This window comes from Cetobacterium sp. (assembly GCF_051658645.1).
Lineage (GTDB): Bacteria > Fusobacteriota > Fusobacteriia > Fusobacteriales > Fusobacteriaceae > Cetobacterium_A.
The window spans coordinates 60177-77307 of sequence record NZ_JBOFMZ010000050.1; the positions used below are offsets into that span (position 1 = coordinate 60177).

At 31.4% G+C, this 17131-nt stretch carries 13 protein-coding genes; 3 read left to right on the forward strand and 10 right to left on the reverse strand.

Translation table 11 applies throughout. The features are described 5' to 3' along the window. Positions 1–2: 2 nt before the first annotated feature. Positions 3–1619: an alpha-glucoside-specific PTS transporter subunit IIBC gene (locus ACRCZX_RS05795; RefSeq protein WP_438581987.1), complete on the reverse strand. Its 1617-nt coding sequence runs from the start codon at positions 1617–1619 to the stop codon at positions 3–5. Positions 1620–1832: 213 nt separating this feature from the next. Here ACRCZX_RS05795 and ACRCZX_RS05800 point away from each other — a divergent pair, with 213 nt between their 5' ends. After that, positions 1833–3437 carry a PTS transporter subunit IIBC gene (locus ACRCZX_RS05800; protein ID WP_438581988.1) on the forward strand — a complete coding sequence of 535 codons (1605 nt, stop codon included), beginning with the start codon at positions 1833–1835 and terminating at the stop codon, positions 3435–3437. 125 nt (positions 3438–3562) lie between these two features. Next, complete coding sequence (locus ACRCZX_RS05805; protein WP_438581989.1) at positions 3563–5188, forward strand: PTS transporter subunit IIBC; 1626 nt, start codon at positions 3563–3565, stop codon at positions 5186–5188. A 15-nt stretch (positions 5189–5203) separates the two neighbouring features. On the opposite strand, the gene ACRCZX_RS05810 is transcribed toward ACRCZX_RS05805, so the two are convergent. The 9 genes from ACRCZX_RS05810 to rbsK all read right to left on the reverse strand — a co-directional run bounded on the left by ACRCZX_RS05810 (position 5204) and on the right by rbsK (position 14671). Beyond that, on the reverse strand, positions 5204–6142 hold the full coding sequence (locus tag ACRCZX_RS05810; RefSeq protein WP_438581990.1) for a TDT family transporter: 939 nt from the start codon (positions 6140–6142) through the stop codon (positions 5204–5206). Positions 6143–6153: 11 nt separating this feature from the next. Next, positions 6154–7416 carry an NAD(P)/FAD-dependent oxidoreductase gene (locus tag ACRCZX_RS05815; protein WP_438581991.1) on the reverse strand — a complete coding sequence of 421 codons (1263 nt, stop codon included), beginning with the start codon at positions 7414–7416 and terminating at the stop codon, positions 6154–6156. Between the two features lies 1 nt (position 7417). Next, positions 7418–7822: a 4Fe-4S dicluster domain-containing protein gene (locus ACRCZX_RS05820; RefSeq protein WP_438581992.1), complete on the reverse strand. Its 405-nt coding sequence runs from the start codon at positions 7820–7822 to the stop codon at positions 7418–7420. Between the two features lie 13 nt (positions 7823–7835). Next, complete coding sequence (locus ACRCZX_RS05825) at positions 7836–9905, reverse strand: molybdopterin oxidoreductase family protein (RefSeq protein ID WP_438581993.1); 2070 nt, start codon at positions 9903–9905, stop codon at positions 7836–7838. Between the two features lie 122 nt (positions 9906–10027). Then, positions 10028–10906 (reverse strand): ribose ABC transporter substrate-binding protein RbsB, encoded by an 879-nt coding sequence (rbsB, locus tag ACRCZX_RS05830; protein ID WP_438581994.1) that lies wholly within the window; start codon positions 10904–10906, stop codon positions 10028–10030. A gap of 19 nt (positions 10907–10925) precedes the next feature. Continuing rightward, a complete protein-coding gene (rbsC, locus tag ACRCZX_RS05835; protein WP_438581995.1) occupies positions 10926–11852 on the reverse strand; it encodes a ribose ABC transporter permease in 927 nt (308 codons plus the stop codon). Positions 11853–11854: 2 nt separating this feature from the next. Then, positions 11855–13348, reverse strand: coding sequence for a sugar ABC transporter ATP-binding protein (locus ACRCZX_RS05840; RefSeq protein WP_438581996.1), 1494 nt, complete (start codon positions 13346–13348; stop codon positions 11855–11857). Position 13349: 1 nt separating this feature from the next. Then, positions 13350–13757: a D-ribose pyranase gene (rbsD, locus tag ACRCZX_RS05845; protein ID WP_438581997.1), complete on the reverse strand. Its 408-nt coding sequence runs from the start codon at positions 13755–13757 to the stop codon at positions 13350–13352. 2 nt (positions 13758–13759) lie between these two features. After that, on the reverse strand, positions 13760–14671 hold the full coding sequence (gene rbsK, locus ACRCZX_RS05850; RefSeq protein WP_438581998.1) for a ribokinase: 912 nt from the start codon (positions 14669–14671) through the stop codon (positions 13760–13762). A 257-nt stretch (positions 14672–14928) separates the two neighbouring features. Between rbsK and ACRCZX_RS05855 the strand changes: the two genes are divergently transcribed. Further along, positions 14929–17124, forward strand: a complete 2196-nt coding sequence (locus ACRCZX_RS05855) for an alpha-galactosidase (protein WP_438581999.1) — start codon at positions 14929–14931, stop codon at positions 17122–17124. Positions 17125–17131 lie beyond the last annotated feature (7 nt).

The following is a 17131-nucleotide window of genomic DNA, read 5'->3' on the forward strand; positions in this document are numbered from 1 at the left end:
TCCTATGCGTTAGCTAATTTTTTTATATTTTCTAAATCCTTATTCATTAAATCTTCAAAGCAATCTCTCACTTGTGGAACAGATAACCCGACAATAATTTGGAAAGATTTCCCTTTTCTAACAATACCATGAGCTCCAGCAGCTCGGAATGTGCTGTCATTTTCTACTAAATGTTCATCTAAAACACTAACTCTTAATCTAGTAGCACAATTGTTTACAACTTCAATATTACTAGCTCCACCTAAAGCTTCTAAGAAAGAGTAAGCTTGATCAAAGTAAGCATTTTCAACAACCATATTACCGTTTTTTGCATCTTTTTTATTTTTAAAATCCTGTTTTGAGTAAAGTTTTACATCTTCATTGTCATCTTCTCTACCAGGAGTTTTTAAATTGAATTTTTGAATACAGTAAGTAAAAACAAAATAATATACAGGTATAAAAGCTATTCCGATAGCGAGCTGTGTAAACATAACACCACTATGATTTTTAAAAAGTGGAATCCAGTTTATAGCTGCAATTTCAATTACTCCAGAACCCATATTTCCAACAACACCAAATGCATACATAGTAGCTGCCATAGTAGCTGCTAAAACAGCATGTACTGCGAATAAGAATGGAGCTATAAATAAAAATGTGAATTCAAGTGGTTCTGTTATTCCTACTAAAACAGCTGTAAGTGTAGCGGGAATTAGTAATCCTGCAACAATTTTTTTCTTTTCAAGACGAGCGGTTTTATACATAGCTAAAGCTATACCGATAGTTCCAAACATTTTACTGTTTCCGTGTAATGCAAATCCACCTTCAGGAAAAAGTTGTTTTAATGGTAATGTTGAATTTGCAAACGTTGATAAATTCTGTGCCCAAGCAACTTGTATTCCTGAATCAACAACAGCGGGGCCGAATATAAATGGTCCATATACAAAGTGATGAAGCCCAGTTGGAATAAGAATTCTTTCTAATAGAGTATATAACCAAACACCAAAACTTCCAGAAGATGTCATTAATATTTGCAAAGATGAAATTCCAGCTTGTACTTTAGGCCATACTAAACATGTTAAATATGCAGCAGGAATTACAGCTAAAAAAGCAATCATCCCAACTAAAGAACTTCCTTGAAAGATACCCAAACAATCAGGTAACTTTGTATCGAAAAATTTATTATGGATGTAGATTGTTAATCCTGATACAGCTATTGCACCAACTATACTTGTATCTAAAGTTTTGATTCCTGCAATAGTAGTTAAGCCACTAATGCCACCAATATTTTGAGTGAAGTCTACACCAAAGTTTGGTCCCCAGAAAGTTAAAATAGCATTGATAAAGTAGTTGAATGTTAAGTAAGTAACTAGTACTGACAAGCATGCACGTGGATGAGCTTTTTTTGCTAATCCTATTGGAAGTCCAACAGCAAATATTAATGGAAGTTGTCTAAAGACAGTCCACCCACCTTCTTCAATAATAAAAACAAGTTTATAGAAAAATCCGTTTGGGTCTGCAAGAGAACCGACAAAGTCTGGATTTTTTAAAATGATAGTTAAGGCTACTGTTAAACCAGCAAATGGAAAAAGTAATACAGGTGCGAATAAAGCACCACCTAATCTTTGAAAGAATTTTAACATTTATTACCTCCTGTTTTTTTTTCTTTTCTTAGGACCCCTTATAAAATGAGTATACAGTATAAAAAGTCCAATATCAATACTTAAAGTTTAATAAAAACACATTACTAAAGACGTAACATGTTACGTTGGAAATTAAAAAAATTATTATTCTTTTGTAATTATTAAAATTTTAGTTTATACTTTATAAAGTAGATAAAATATGGGGGAATTAAAATGAAAAAGAACGGTTTTGTATCATTTGATTTTTGGCAAAAGTTAGGAAAAGCTTTAATTGTAGTAATTGCAGTTATGCCAGCAGCAGGATTGATGGTTTCTATTGGTAAGTTGCTGGGAGTAAGTGGAGTTTCTATGATTGGAAGAATTGTAGAAGATATTGGTTGGGGAATCATAGTAAATTTAAATATCTTATTTGCTGGAGCTATTGGGGGATCGTGGGCAAAAGAGAAAGCTGGTGGAGCATTTGCAGGGATAATGGGATTTATACTTGTAAATAGAATAACAGGAGCTATATTCAATATAAATTCAGCACTTTTAATGGATCCAAATGCAGTTGTAACTTCATTAACTGGACAAGAGTTGTTAGCTAAAAATTACTTTACAATGGTAATGGGAGCACCAGCTTTAAATATGGGAGTTTTTGTTGGTATTTTATCTGGATTTTTAGGAGCGGTTTTATTTAATAAATATTCAACTTTTGATAAACTTCCAAAGTCATTAGCTTTTTTTAATGGAAAAAGATTTGTACCATTTTTAGTTATATTTTGGTCGTTTGTAATGGCAACGGTTTTATCGCTAGTTTGGCCTTTTATTCAATTGGGATTAAATAGTTTTGGTGAATGGATAGCAACTTCAAGAAATACAGCGCCAGTAGTTGCACCATTTGTTTATGGTACATTGGAAAGATTATTATTACCATTTGGCTTGCATCATATGTTAACAATTCCAATGAACTATACAGAGCTAGGAGGTCTTTATACAGTTTTAACAGGATCCGAAGCTGGAACTATAATAGCTGGGCAAGATCCAATTTGGTTAGCTTGGATAACCGATTTAAATAATTTAAGATCAGTTAGAGATATAGCAGGTTATGAAAATCTTTTAGAAACTGTTGTACCAGCAAGATTTAAAGCTGGACAACTAATTTTAACAACATCTTCACTTTTAGGAGTGGGTTTAGCTATGTTAAACAATGTAGATAGTGATAAAAAAAATCAATATAAAACAATCTTTATGTCATCTATGTTAGCAGTATTTTTAACAGGAGTAACAGAGCCTATAGAGTTTATGTTTATGTTTGTAGCACCAATGTTATATGTAGTTTATGCTATTTTAGTAGGAGCTACTTTTGCTTTAGTAGATTTAATAAGCTTAAGAGTACATGCATTTGGTTTTTTAGAATTGCTTTCACGTATACCATTGATGATAAAAGCAGGGTTATATAAAGACTTGATAAATTTTGTAATGGCTTCAGGTGGATTATTTTTTTTGAATTATTCGGTATTTAACTTTTTTATAAAAAAATATGATTTGCCGACTCCAGGAAGAAGAGGAAATTATATAGATGAAGAAGAATTAAGAACTGAAATTTCTGCTGAAATTATAGAACTTTTAGGTGGAGATAGAAATATAGTTGAAATAGATGCTTGTATGACAAGACTGAGAGTTACAGTTAAAAATCCAGATGCTGTTAGTCATAAAAATCTTTGGAAAAAAACAGGGTTAATTGGACTTATAGTAAAAGATTGTGGAGTTCAAGCTGTATATGGACCAAAGTCAGATATATTAAAATGTAAAATAATTGATATTCTAGGGAGATAAAGAAAAAAAACAAGATATGAAAATTTGAATGTCTAAAATTTAGAAAAAAGAGGGGGTGAAACTGCTACAAAAACTGCTACAAAAAAGTTGTAAACACTTTTGTAGCAGTTTTTGTAGCAGAAAAAATGAAGAGTGATAATTTTATATCATTTGATTTTTGGCAAAAATTTGGAAAAGCATTAATCGTGGTTATTGCAGTTATGCCAGCAGCTGGAATAATGGTTTCAATAGGGAAAGTTTTAGATGCTGGAGGACTTTCTATGATTGGAAGAATTGTAGAAGATACTGGCTGGGGAGTTATTGTAAACTTGAATGTTTTATTTGCTGCTGCTATAGGAGGGTCTTGGGCAAAGGGGAAAGCTGGAGGAGCATTTGCAGGAGTGATGACTTTTATACTTTTAAATAGAATAACAGGATCTATATTTAATATAAATGAAACTATGTTGAGTAATCCAGATGCAGTTGTAAAATCACTTACAGGTCAAGAGTTATTGGTTAAAAACTATTTTACATTTGTAATTGGAGCACCTGCTTTAAACATGGGAATTTTTGTTGGTATTTTATCTGGGTTTTTAGGAGCGATTTTATTTAATAAGTATTCAACTTTTGATAAACTTCCAAAGTCATTGGCTTTTTTTAATGGAAAAAGATTTGTACCATTCGTTGTTATATTTTATTCGTTTTTAATGGCTATTTTTTTGTCGTTTATTTGGCCATTTATTCAATTGTTATTGAGCAATTTAGGTGAATGGATAGCGACTTCTAGAAATACTCTGCCAGTTTTACTTCCATTTTTTTATGGAACATTGGAAAGGCTCTTGTTGCCTTTTGGTTTGCATCATATGTTAACAGTTCCAATGCACTATACAGAGCTTGGAGGAGTTTATACTATTTTAACAGGAGCAGCAGCAGGAACTAAAATAGCTGGCCAAGAACCAATCTGGTTAGCTTGGATAACAGATTTAAATAATTTGAAATCAGCTCGAGATGTAACTGGTTATAAAAATCTTTTAGAAAAAGTTGTACCAGCAAGATTTAAAGTTGGACAGCTTGTATTGACAACATCTTCTCTAATGGGAATAGGATTGGCTATTTTAAAAAATGTAGATAGTGATAAAAAAGTTCAGTATAAAACAATTTTTATATCAGCTATGTTCGCAGTATTTTTAACAGGAGTAACAGAGCCAATAGAATTTATGTTTATGTTTGTAGCACCAATTTTGTATATAGTTCATTCTATTTTAACAGGAATAGCTTTTGCTTTAGTGGATTTAATATCCTTAAGAATACATGCATTTGGATTTTTAGAGTTGCTTTTACGTATTCCATTGTTAATAGAAGCTGGATTATATAAGGATTTAATAAACTTTACAATAGTTTCAGCAGTATTTTTCTTTTTGAACTATTGGTTGTTTGATGTTATTATAAAAAGATACGATTTACCAACACCTGGAAGAAGAGGAAACTATATTGATGAAGAAGAAACTGTTGATAAAAAAATTGAATCAATTGATGAAGTACCTTTACAAATTATAAATCTTTTAGGAGGGTCCCGAAATATAGTTGAAGTAGACGCTTGTAAAACAAGACTTAGAATTATAGTTAAAAACAATTCAGTTATTGCAGATGAAAAATTTTGGATAAAAACAGGAGCAATTCGAGTTATAATAAAAGATTGTGAAGTACAAGTTATATATGGAGCAAAGGTAAACTTATTAAAATACAAAATAATAAATATATTAAATGAATAAAAAAACCCGACTCAATTAAGAGTTGGGTTTTATCTTTTTTAAAAAGTTATAAAAAACAAATGCAATAATAGTGGTTGTGACATAAATTTGTATACCACCTATGTTTCGAGCAATATTTGAATACTGACTTAAATGCATCTCTCCTAAAAAAGCGCTCATTTTAAATGAAGCGATAGTTCCAATTGCCATTGGGAAGGTCATTCCCGCAAAGCCTGGATGAAAATTAAAACTAAAGAATTTAGGGATACTAATCAATATTGAGATTAGTGTTAAAATAACTATAGCATAAAGTCCAGAAGCTACAACAAGATCAGGCTTAGTTAAGACATTTAAATAGCTTACTAAGCATAGACTTGATGGTGCTAAAAGTACAGCTTTAGTGTGAAAAACTGCGTCAGGTAAAGGCTTTATAAATAGTCTTCTTAGCATAAAAGGAATAATTACAAAAAAAGCAAGTACTCCATATACTAAAACAGCTTTTAAAATAAGAGGCTCTTCCATTTTTCCACCAACTACAACTGAAACCATAATTCCATTGTAAGTTACAAACCAACTAGGCACAAATGTATCGATGTTAAAGTTTTTAATAACATTTCTATAAGTAAATATTAGTATTAAAAACGCATGGAAAAAAACTCCAAAAAGCCATAAATTTTTACCGAGAAAATAACTGTATGGCAGTAAAAATGATCCAATAATCATTGCTAGCATAGAATATGTTCCGTATAAACTAGCGGGAATAGTAGTTTTGTATTCGTTTAGAAAAGTCTCTCTGTGTTTGAAAATTTTAATAGTTGCAAAAATAAATACTATAATTCCAATAATCATAAAAATATTTCTAAGATAGGTAAAATTCATTAATGCATAAGCATTTGCAAGAGTAGCAGCACCAACAGTTGTAGCTATAACTCCAACAGGAAAATGCTCTAATCTTTCAATAGTTTTTTTTATCATACAAGCTCCTTTTAGTCTTCGTATTTAAACTCTAATGATGAGTTTATATTAAAGAAATCAGAATAATCAATATTGAATACTGATTTTTTAATTTTTGATATATCGATATACAATCGAATAAGTTGTGTTAAAACACCAGTATAAGCTAAATCGCCTTGAATAATAGCACCATATATATGTCCATCTTTATGAGCAATTTTTTTATAAACACCTTTGCTGTCTTTCATAGTTTCAATTTTAAGGTTTTCAAATTTATCAAAAGAACTAATACACCCTAAAGATAAAGTTGGAATATCAAAAAAATTCATAGTTGATTTTTCAAAAAAGAAATCATCCATTACTCTATGAACGTTTGCCATATTTGAAGTTGCTACAATTCCATTTTTAACAGCAACAGACCAGATAGTTCCTCTTCCACTAACATCTCCAGCACCATATATATCTTTAACGTTTGTTTCACCTTTTTTATTAAAAATCAAACCTCTTTTATCATATTGAACGGTCGTGTTTTTTAAGAACTCTACATTTGCACGAACGCCAGCACAAACTATAATTAAATCTGCATCAATACGAGTATTCACTTCAGAATTCTCTAGTTCTAAAGAGTTTATTTCAAGATCATTTTCAGGATTTGGATTTAATTTTGTAACTTTTGAATTAAAATATATATCTACTTTACCTTCAATTAATTTTTCTTCATATGCAGAAGAAGCTTCTTTATCAAGTTGTAGAGGTAATAAACGATCGGCCATCTCTATAAGAGATATTTTAGCATGCACATCTTTGTTGTGTAAAAGTCCAACAACAGCATCCATACCAATAAGTCCAGCTCCAACTACGACTATATTTTTAGCGGTTTTAGAAAGAGTTAAAATTGTATCACAGTCATTCAGTGATTTTAATCCAACAACATTTTTTTTACCATGGATATTTTCAATAGGAGGGAAAAATGGTCTTGAACCAGTTGCTATAAGGAGTTTATCATAACTTATAGTATTACCATCGTCTAGAGTAATAAGTTTAGCGGTTTCATCTAAACTTGTTACTGCTTTTCCTTTTATCCAATTAATCATATTTTTTTCAAAAAAGTCTTTATCTACAAAATTAATACCTTCGACATCTCTCATATTTCCAATATAGTGATGAAGAATACAACGAGAATATATTGCTGTATCTTCAGATATCAAAGTTATTTCAGCGTCTTTATCTAAAGCTCTTAAATTTTCAGCGCCATTAATACCAGCAGCAGAAGCTCCAATTATAACATATTTCATTTTATACCTCCTCAAGAGTGATAGCGGCCATAGGACACTTTGCAACACACTGTGGTCCATCAGGATGATGTGTGCACATATTACATTTCATAATCTCTTTTTTAGTAGCTTTATCCTCTTTTAAAGTTCCATATGGGCAAGCCATAATACACATATAACAGCTTGCACATTTATCTTTATCATAATCTACAAATCCAGTTTCAGTGTTTTTTCTCATAGCTCCACTCATACAAGTGTAAACACACTCTGGCAAGTCACAGTTTCTACAAAAAATTGGAGAAAATTGAAAATCGCTACTTAAAACGACTCTGTTACGAGAGTCAGCACAGTTATTTGAAACCAAGCAAGCACTTACACAAGTCAAGCAACCAATACATTTTTTTCTATCTATTTTAATTCTTTTCAAATTGTGTCCTCCTTTAAATTTTTTCTATAGAAACAGGTGCATATTTATATGACGGCTCTTTAGAATATGGATCGTATATTGAAAGTGTTAAGTTATTTGTTTCGATGTAGTGTATAGGAGCATAAAGAATATCATGAGGTAAATCTTCGGTAATCAAAGCTAAAAACTTACTACTTTTACCATTAATAGATTTAACAAGCACAGTATCTCTCGATTCAATATTTAACTCTGTTGCTAAAGTTGGAGATAAATAGATGTATGAGTTATTGGAAACAGCATCATTAACATAAGTGATCTCTTTTGTTCTTGTGCAAGTGTGCCATTGCCCAACAGTTCCTCTTCCAGTGTTTAAAACATAAGGAAACTCTGCATTTGTTGGAACAGGATTTTCTACAACATCTTCAAATATGAATTTCATTTTTTTGTTAGGTGTATAATACTGATTGTCTTCAAACAATCTTCTTTCGTGGTTAACTAAAACTTCTCCTTCTGGGAATGGCCATTGTACACCATAGCCTTCATCCAATAGCTTATAAGTGATTCCACTCATGTCTGCAGGTGAATCTTTTGTAACCTTAGTCATTTTGTTAAAAACAAGTTCAGGAGTTTCCCAGCCATCTAAAAGCTCTCCCATTCCTAAAGCTTTACCAAAGTTATATAAAACTTCAAAATCACTAAATCCACCTTCAACTCTAGGTAAAACAGGATTTAATTTAGAGACTCTTCTTTCTGTATTGATAAAAGTACCTTCTTTTTCTATTCCAGATACAACTGGTAAAAAGAAGTCTGCAAGCTCAGAACTATCTGTGTTTGGATATAAGTCTTGAACAACAAAAAGTTCTAATTTTTGGACAGCTTTTTTAAATTCCGAGTTGTTTATCCAAGAATGTACTGGGTTTGTGCAAAGAATCCAAAGAGCTTTAATCTCACCAGAAATTATTTTTTCAATTATAACATTATAAGGTAGAGTTGGTGTTGTAGGGAAGATAGCGGGATCTAAATCCAAAGCTTTTCCAACCATCTCTCTTTTCGCTTTGTCAGCATAATCTCCACCACCGTAAAGACTTGTACTGTTGCTGAAAAGACGTGAACCCATAGCGTTTGATTGACCTGTTATAGAGTTTGCTCCTGTTCCAGGTTTACCAATGTTTCCAGTCATAACAGCTAAATTTATAATACTTTGAGCAGTTCTTACAGCTTGGTAACTTTGATTAACTCCCATAGTCCACCAGAAAGAAACAGCATTTCCTTTGTTTATTAATTCTACTAATGTTAAAAACTCATCTTTAGTTATTCCAACAGAGCTTTCTACTGATTCAATAGAGAATTGAGCAACATGTTTTTTAAACTCATCAAAGTTTTCAGAGTAGTTATCTATATAATCTTTATCAATCATATTATTTTGAATTAAATAGTTTGCAATTGCGTATAAAAGAACTATATCACTTTTAGGCTTAATGCAGAAAAAGTAATCAGCGTTTTTAGCGGTTTCACTCGTTCTAATATCTATTACGATTACCTTTTTATTTTTGTTTTTTCTAACTCTGTCCCAAATAATAGGATGAGCAACAACAGGATTTGCGCCGATAAAGATAATTGTATCAGAAAGTTCAAAATCATTTAATGTATAAGGTGGTGCATCAAATCCAAAACTCTGCTTGTAAGCAACAACAGATGTAGCCATACAAAGTCTAGTATTTCCATCGAGTTGTCCACCGATATAATTTCTGAAAACATGACCAGCTAAAGCCATCTCTTCAACAGGAAGTTGTCCAGTGCTTATTGCTGCTACTGACTCTTTACCATTTTTATTTATAATTTCTTTCATTTGTTTTGCTAAAAGTGAGTAAGCTTTTTCCCAAGAAATCTCTTTTCTGCCTTCAACTGTTTTCATTAAAGGATTTCTAGTAAATTTATCTGATGAAAGTTGTTTATCTAAATTTAGTCCTTTAATACAACTAAATCCCTTATTAACAGGATAATCTTGAGATGGTATAACTTTTTGAATAGCTCCATTCTTTATATAAAAGTCCATATTGCAAGCTAAAGAGCAATAATTACAAGTAGTTTGAATTTTTTTCATAAAATCATCTCCTCCTAAAAAATTATAATACCTTATTATAGTACGTTTAATAAAAAAAAAGTAGTGTGATTAGAGTCACACTACTTTTTAAAAGGTTAATATTTATTCGAAAAACGCTCTAACTATTGCGTTATTAGCTTTAATTCGATAGGAATAAATTTAGGAATGCTAGATTTTTCTATAATTTTCTGAGCTGCAAGCACTCCTGCACTTCCAATCAAGCTTGGATTTTGTGCGATAGTAGCAGCTAATTTACCATCTTTAACAGCTTTAATAGCATCTTCAGTTGCATCAAATCCAACAATCAATACATCGGTTTTATGAGCAGCTTCTAAAGCTTTTAATGCTCCAAGTGCCATTTCGTCGTTGTGAGCAAAAATAGCATCTATATTAGGAGTTCCTGCGAGAATGTTTTCAGTAACGTTTAATCCTTTTGTTCGATCAAAATCAGCGGCTTGCTCTGCAACAATATTTAAGTTATTTTGAGCAAGAGAGTGAAAACCTTCGCCTCTATCACGAGCAGCAGTTGTTCCAGGAATGCCTTCGAGTTCTACAACATTCGCACTTTTACCTTTTAATTTTTCTATTAGGAATTGAGCAGCTAAAGCTCCCCCAGCAGAGTTATCAGAAGCGATATGTGAAACTACTACTCCCCCGTTCGCTGCTCTATCTAAAGTTATAACAGGAATTTTAAAACGATTAGCAGCTTTAACTGAAGATATAACAGCATCAGAATCAGTTGGATTTATAAGCAGTACATCTATTTCATTTTGAATTAAATCTTCAACATTGCTTAACTCTTTTGAAGGGTCATTTTGTGAATCCAAGACAATAATTTCATAGTTTAACTCTTTACTTTTTTGAACTGCTCCTTCTTTTAAACTAACGAAAAAAGGGTTGTCTTGAGTTGAAATAACAAATCCAATTCGAGTAGCGCTTGCAAAAGATGCAAAGGTTAAAAAAAGAGTTGTAAAAATATAATATCTCAATTTATTTTTCATAAAACACCACCTGTTCAATTTATTTTGAAGATTTCTTGTCGATTAAAACAGCAATTAAGATAACAAGAGCTTTTACCATCATCTGATAATATGACGACACATTCAAAAGGTTTAAGGCATTACTTAAAACACCAATAATTACTGCACCTAAAGCGGTTCCAACGATACTACCAACACCACCAGCTAAAGATGTTCCTCCAAGAACAACCGCGGCTATAGCGTCAAGTTCATATCCAGAACCAGCTGTTGGCTGAGCAGAACCTAGTCTAGAAGTAATAATAACACCAGCTAAAGCAGCAGTAGCACCACAAACGCCATAAACAAGTGTTTTATACTTGTTAGTGTTGATTCCAGAAAGTTTAGTTGCTTCTTCGTTTCCTCCAATAGCATAGATATATCTACCAAATTTTAAATTATTTAATACATAACTACCAACAAAGAAAAGAGCAATCATGATATATATAGGAATAGGAATATTGAATAAGTATCCACCACCAATATTATCAAAGAAATCTCCACCAGCTCTCACAGGAATTGGTTTACCGTTTGTGAAAACTAAAGTTGCTCCTCTTAATAGTGTCATACTAACTAAAGTCACAATAAATGGCTGAAGTTTTAAGTAAGATATTAAAGCTCCGTTTAGCAAACCAAAAATACCACCGATAATAATGGCGATGACAATTGCTAAAACAGGATTCATACCACTCGTAATCAACTTTGCACCAAAAGCTCCAGTTAACGCTAGAATAGAACCAACAGACAAATCAATACCACCTGTTAGTATAACTAAGGTCATACCGATGGCTAAAACAGAATTTATAGATGTTTGTCGTAAAATATTTAAAATATTTCCAGAAGATAAAAATCTAGGATTTAAAAATGAAACTATAATTGAGAAAACGATTAAACCTATTAAAGGTTTGTTGTTGTATATTTTTTTTAACATTATTATTTTTCAACTCCCACTGCATATCTCATTATTTTTTCTTCGGAAAATTCTTCTTTCGAAAGAATTCCAGTTAATCTATTTTCATGAAGTACCATAATTTTATCGCTTAAACCCATAACTTCTGGCATTTCTGATGAAATCATAACAATACTTAAACCTTCAGCTTTTAGCTCGTTTATGACATCGTAGATCTCTTTTTTAGCTCCAACATCAACACCTCTTGTTGGTTCATCTAAAATTAAAATTTTAGAATTAGTAAGTAAAGCTTTTGCTATAGCAACTTTTTGTTGATTTCCACCACTTAAATTTTTAATAATCGCATTTTGTGAAGGAGTTTTTATTCTAAATTTTTGAATAAAATTATCAACTGATTTTGCTTCTAGAATTTTGTTTAAAGCAAAATTTTTAGAGAAAAGCTTTAGAGATGATAGTGTCATATTGTCTTTTACACTTAAATCGAGAACTAAACCATCACCTTTTCTATCCTCAGAAACATAGGCAATTCCATTTTGAACGCCATCTTTAGGAGAGTTTATAGTTACTTCTTTTCCATCCAAAATTATTTTACCAGATTCTGGTTTGTAGTAACCATATATAGTTTTGAAAAGTTCACTTCTACCAGCGCCCATAAGTCCAGCGATACCTAGAATCTCACCTTTTCTTAAACTGAAAGAGACATCTTTTACATATTGCCCATTTAAATTTTGAATTTTTAACACTTCTTCTCCTGGTTTAATAGAGAGATTAGGAAATTGATCATCTAAGGTTCTACCAACCATATTTTTTATAATATAGTTTTCATCGATCTCTTTTACAATTGCTTCACTTATAAATTTACCATCTCTTAATATAGTTATATCATCACAAATCTCTGGAATCTCTTTTAATCTGTGAGATATATAGATAATACTTTTACCCTCGCTTGTTAATTTTCTAATAACATTGAAAAGACTCTTAGTTTCTTTAGCTGTAAGAGCATCTGTAGGTTCGTCCATAACAATAAGTTGTGCGTTTTGGGAAAGAGCCTTAGCAATCTCTATCATCTGCATTTTACCAATTGTTAAATCCTTAATTAAAGTTTTTTCACTATCATCAATATTCAATAGATTTAAAAGCTCTCGAGCTTTTCGGTGCATACGATGTGAATCAATTTTACCAGCTCGATTCGAAAGTTCTCTACCTAAAAATATATTTTCAGAAATACTCATATTTTGTATTAAATTTAACTCTTGGTGAATAATTGCAATTCCAGCAGCTTGAGAATCTTTTGAATTTTTAAAATCTACAATTTCTTCATTTAAAAAAACTGACCCAGAATCTTTTGAATAAATACCAGTCATGATTTTCATAAGTGTAGATTTACCAGCGCCATTTTCTCCCATTAAAGCCATTACTCTTCCTTTGTAAACATTAAGTGAAGCTCCGTCCAAAGCCTTAACACCAGGAAAAGACTTTTTTATATCTACCATTTTTAAAACGATCTCTCTTTTCATTTTAGAAAACTACTCCTGATTTTAAAATTATATTTGCATAAGGAGTGCACTCTCCAGTTCTAACAATAGCTTCACTTGATTTTGTAATCTCTTTAAAATCGTTGTGTTCTACAAAAACTATTTTAGGAGATATATTGTGTTGAGAGAAAGTTTTTAAAATCTCTTCAAAAATAAGGGGATTTACATCTTTAATTTCATTTGCTAGTACTATTTCTTCAACCATCATTTCACTTAAAATAGCATCTAGAGTTTTTATAAAACTAGGAAATCCAGCTTCAATAGCTAAATCAATTCTTTTTACATCTTTTGGAAACGGAAGTCCAGCATCACAAACCGTGATGTGTGAAGTGTGACCAATTTTTGATATTTCATAAGACAGCTCGCTGTTTAATAATCTTCCTTTTTTCATAATTACTCTCCTTTAAAATTTAGTACTTCTTCAAGTGTAGGTATAGATGTTTGAGCTCCAATTCGCGTAACCGAAATAGCAGCAACTTTAGTTCCACGCTCAATAGATTCTTCTAAAGTTAATCCAGCACCTAATCCACTACAAAATCCACCAATAAAACTATCTCCAGCAGCAGTCGTATCAATTGCATCTACTCTATATGCAGAGAAAGATTTTATATAATCTTTTGTTATAAACATAGCACCTTTTTTACCTAAAGTTACAATTAAACCTTTTACACCAGAATCTAAAAGAACATTTGCAGCTGCAATTACAGATTTTTCATCTGTTATAGGCATACTAGATAAAATTTCTAGCTCTGTTTCATTTGGAATTATATAATCAGAGTTAGAGATAATTTCAGCATCTAATTTTTGAGCTGGAGCTGGGTTTAAGATAGTAATTTTACCGAACTCTTTTGCTTTTTTGAAAGAGTATTTTACAGTTTGAAGAGGAATTTCTAATTGTGCTACGAGGATATCACAATTTTTTATAACTTCTATATGTTTATCAATATATTGGTTGTCTACAGAGTAGTTTGCACCAGGGACAACTAAAATTCTATTTTGTCCATCTTCTTCTACAGTAATTTGAGCAATTCCAGTCGTATTGTCAGAGTATTCGATGTTAGAAACATCTACACCATCATTTTTCATAGAGTTTAAAAGAGTAACTCCCATACCTTCGTGACCAATTTTTCCTAACATACTTACAGGGGTCATCATTTTACCGATAGCTACTGCTTGGTTTGCTCCTTTTCCACCAGGAATTTGCATAAAAGTTTTTCCTAAAAGAGTTTCGCCACCTTCGGGTGCTCGCTCGCAAAAAGTAACTAAATCCATATTAATGCTTCCAATCACAACAACGGTTTTCATATATCCTCCACTAAACAAAATTTTATTAGTGTGCACTATTAGCACTTTTTTTCGACACTATTAATGTAGCATACTAATTTTTTTTTGTCAATGAATATAGAGGTTTCAATTAAAATATTGTGAAAAAAATATAGAGGACTTCTTTTACTAAGGTAAAAAAACTTCTACATTAATCAGAAAAAAAAGTTGTAATGATGTTCAGAATACAATATAATTGTTTTATAAAAGATGTAAAAACATAATTTATGGAGGATCTGATGATTAATATAAACGAGGGAAATAAAGAGTTTCATTTAATAGGAAAAAATATAAGTTACATCTTCAATGTTATGAAGAATGGTGAATTAGGAAACCTTTATTTTGGAAAAAAAATAAAACATAGAGATAATTTTTCACACTTTTTTTATAAACCTGCAGTTGGAATTGGTATAATTGCACACCATGAAGATGATCCTGGATTTTCTTTAGAATATATAAAACAAGAATATCCAAGTTATGGTACAACTGATTTTAGAAAGCCTGCTTTCGAACTAGAAGGTGAAGATGGTAGTAGAATTAGTGATTTTAAATACAAGGGTCATAAAGTTTATGCTGGAAAAAAAGCATTAAAAGGATTACCTTCAACTTATATGGAATCTCCAGAAGAGGGAAGTACTCTAGAAATAGAGTTAGAAGATGATGTTTTAAAATGTAGGATGATTTTAAGTTATACTGTTTATAAAGATAGAGATGTTATAACTAGAAATGTTAGATTAAAAAATAACGGTGAAGAAAAGATAGATATAAACAGAATTATGAGTTTATCTCTAGATTTACCAGATTATAACTATGAAATGATACATTTATCAGGAGCTTGGGCAAGAGAAAGATACGTTAAAAATAGAAAATTAGAAGTTGGATCACAATATATAGATAGTACAAGAGGAGCAAGCAGTGCACATCAAAATCCATTCTTAATTTTAAAGCGTCCAAATACAACAGAAGACGCTGGAGAAAGCATTGGATTTGCCTTAGTGTATTCTGGAAACTTTTTAGCTCATGTAGAGGTTGATCATTTTGATGCAACTAGAGTAACTATGGGAATCAATCCGTTTGATTTTAAATGGAGCTTACAACCAGGTGAAAGCTTTACATCCCCAGAGGGTATAATAGCTTATAGTGATTCTGGTATGAACGATTTAAGTAAAACGTTTCATAAACTGTTAAGAGAAAGAGTTGCTAGAGGTGAGTGGAGAGATAAAGAAAGACCAATTTTAGTAAACAACTGGGAAGCAACGTACTTTGATTTTGATGAAGATAAAATAGTAAATATGGCTTCAAAGGCAAAAGATTTAGGATTTGAACTGTTTGTACTTGATGATGGATGGTTTGGAGAAAGAAACGATGATAAAACATCCCTAGGAGATTGGTTTCCAAATTTACAAAAACTGCCGAATGGAGTTAAAGGCTTAGGAGAAAGAGTTGTAAAGAGCGGAATTAAGTTTGGTCTTTGGTTTGAACCTGAAATGATAAGTAAATCAAGCCAACTATATGAAGACCATCCTGATTGGGTTTTAGGAGTTGCTAATAGAAAGTTATCAATGGGAAGAAATCAATATATCTTAGATTTATCTAAAAAAGAAGTAAGAGAGTATATAGTAAATATATTATCAGAAAGATTCCGAGAAGCTCCAATATCTTATGTAAAATGGGATATGAATAGAAATATGACCGAGGTAACTTATAGAGATTTACCACATAAATATATTTTAGGACTTTATGAAATATTAGAAAAGTTAACAACGCAGTTTCCTCATATACTATTTGAGTCTTGTGCTTCTGGAGGGGGAAGATTTGATGCTGGAATGTTACACTATATGCCACAAGTTTGGACAAGTGATAATACAGATGCAATTGTAAGATTAAAAATACAGCATGGAACATCGTTAGCTTATCCACCTATTAGTATGGGAGCACATGTTTCAGATATACCAAATCATCAAACAGCTAGAAAAACAAGCTTAGAAACTAGAAACAATGTAGCGTGTTTTGGAAACTTTGGTTATGAGTTAGATTTATTAAAGTTTAACAAAACAACTGAAAAAGCAGTAAAAAAACATCTAGATTTCTATAAAAAAAATAGAGCATTAATTCAATTTGGAGATTTTTATAGGTTAGAAAGTCCTTTTGAAGGTAACACTGCAGCTTGGATGGTTGTAGATAAAGAAAAAGGTTCAGCGTTAGTTGGATATTTTAAAATTTTAGCAACACCAAATCCAGGATACAATCAAAAAGTAATTTTAAAAGGATTGGATCCAGAAAAAAAATATTTGATAAATGACGAGTTAGAAGCCTATGGAGATGAGCTTATGAATATGGGAATTGTTTTTGAACAACCCGATAGATATTTTTCAAAAGATTCAGAGACTCAAGATTTTACGAGTAAAATGTTTGAACTAGTAGAAGTAAAGTAAAAAATTT

Excerpts from the sequence above, each read along its gene's own strand:
- ACRCZX_RS05855 (WP_438581999.1), top strand. The coding sequence starts at position 14,929 with ATGATTAATATAAACGAGGGAAATAAAGAGTTTCATTTAATAGGAAAA.
- ACRCZX_RS05800 (WP_438581988.1), top strand. The coding sequence starts at position 1,833 with ATGAAAAAGAACGGTTTTGTATCATTTGATTTTTGGCAAAAGTTAGGA.
- ACRCZX_RS05805 (WP_438581989.1), top strand. The coding sequence starts at position 3,563 with ATGAAGAGTGATAATTTTATATCATTTGATTTTTGGCAAAAATTTGGA.
- ACRCZX_RS05795 (WP_438581987.1), bottom strand. The coding sequence starts at position 1,619 with ATGTTAAAATTCTTTCAAAGATTAGGTGGTGCTTTATTCGCACCTGTA.
- rbsK (WP_438581998.1), bottom strand. The coding sequence starts at position 14,671 with ATGAAAACCGTTGTTGTGATTGGAAGCATTAATATGGATTTAGTTACT.
- ACRCZX_RS05810 (WP_438581990.1), bottom strand. The coding sequence starts at position 6,142 with ATGATAAAAAAAACTATTGAAAGATTAGAGCATTTTCCTGTTGGAGTT.
- rbsD (WP_438581997.1), bottom strand. The coding sequence starts at position 13,757 with ATGAAAAAAGGAAGATTATTAAACAGCGAGCTGTCTTATGAAATATCA.
- rbsB (WP_438581994.1), bottom strand. The coding sequence starts at position 10,906 with ATGAAAAATAAATTGAGATATTATATTTTTACAACTCTTTTTTTAACC.
- ACRCZX_RS05815 (WP_438581991.1), bottom strand. The coding sequence starts at position 7,416 with ATGAAATATGTTATAATTGGAGCTTCTGCTGCTGGTATTAATGGCGCT.
- ACRCZX_RS05825 (WP_438581993.1), bottom strand. The coding sequence starts at position 9,905 with ATGAAAAAAATTCAAACTACTTGTAATTATTGCTCTTTAGCTTGCAAT.
- rbsC (WP_438581995.1), bottom strand. The coding sequence starts at position 11,852 with ATGTTAAAAAAAATATACAACAACAAACCTTTAATAGGTTTAATCGTT.
- ACRCZX_RS05840 (WP_438581996.1), bottom strand. The coding sequence starts at position 13,348 with ATGAAAAGAGAGATCGTTTTAAAAATGGTAGATATAAAAAAGTCTTTT.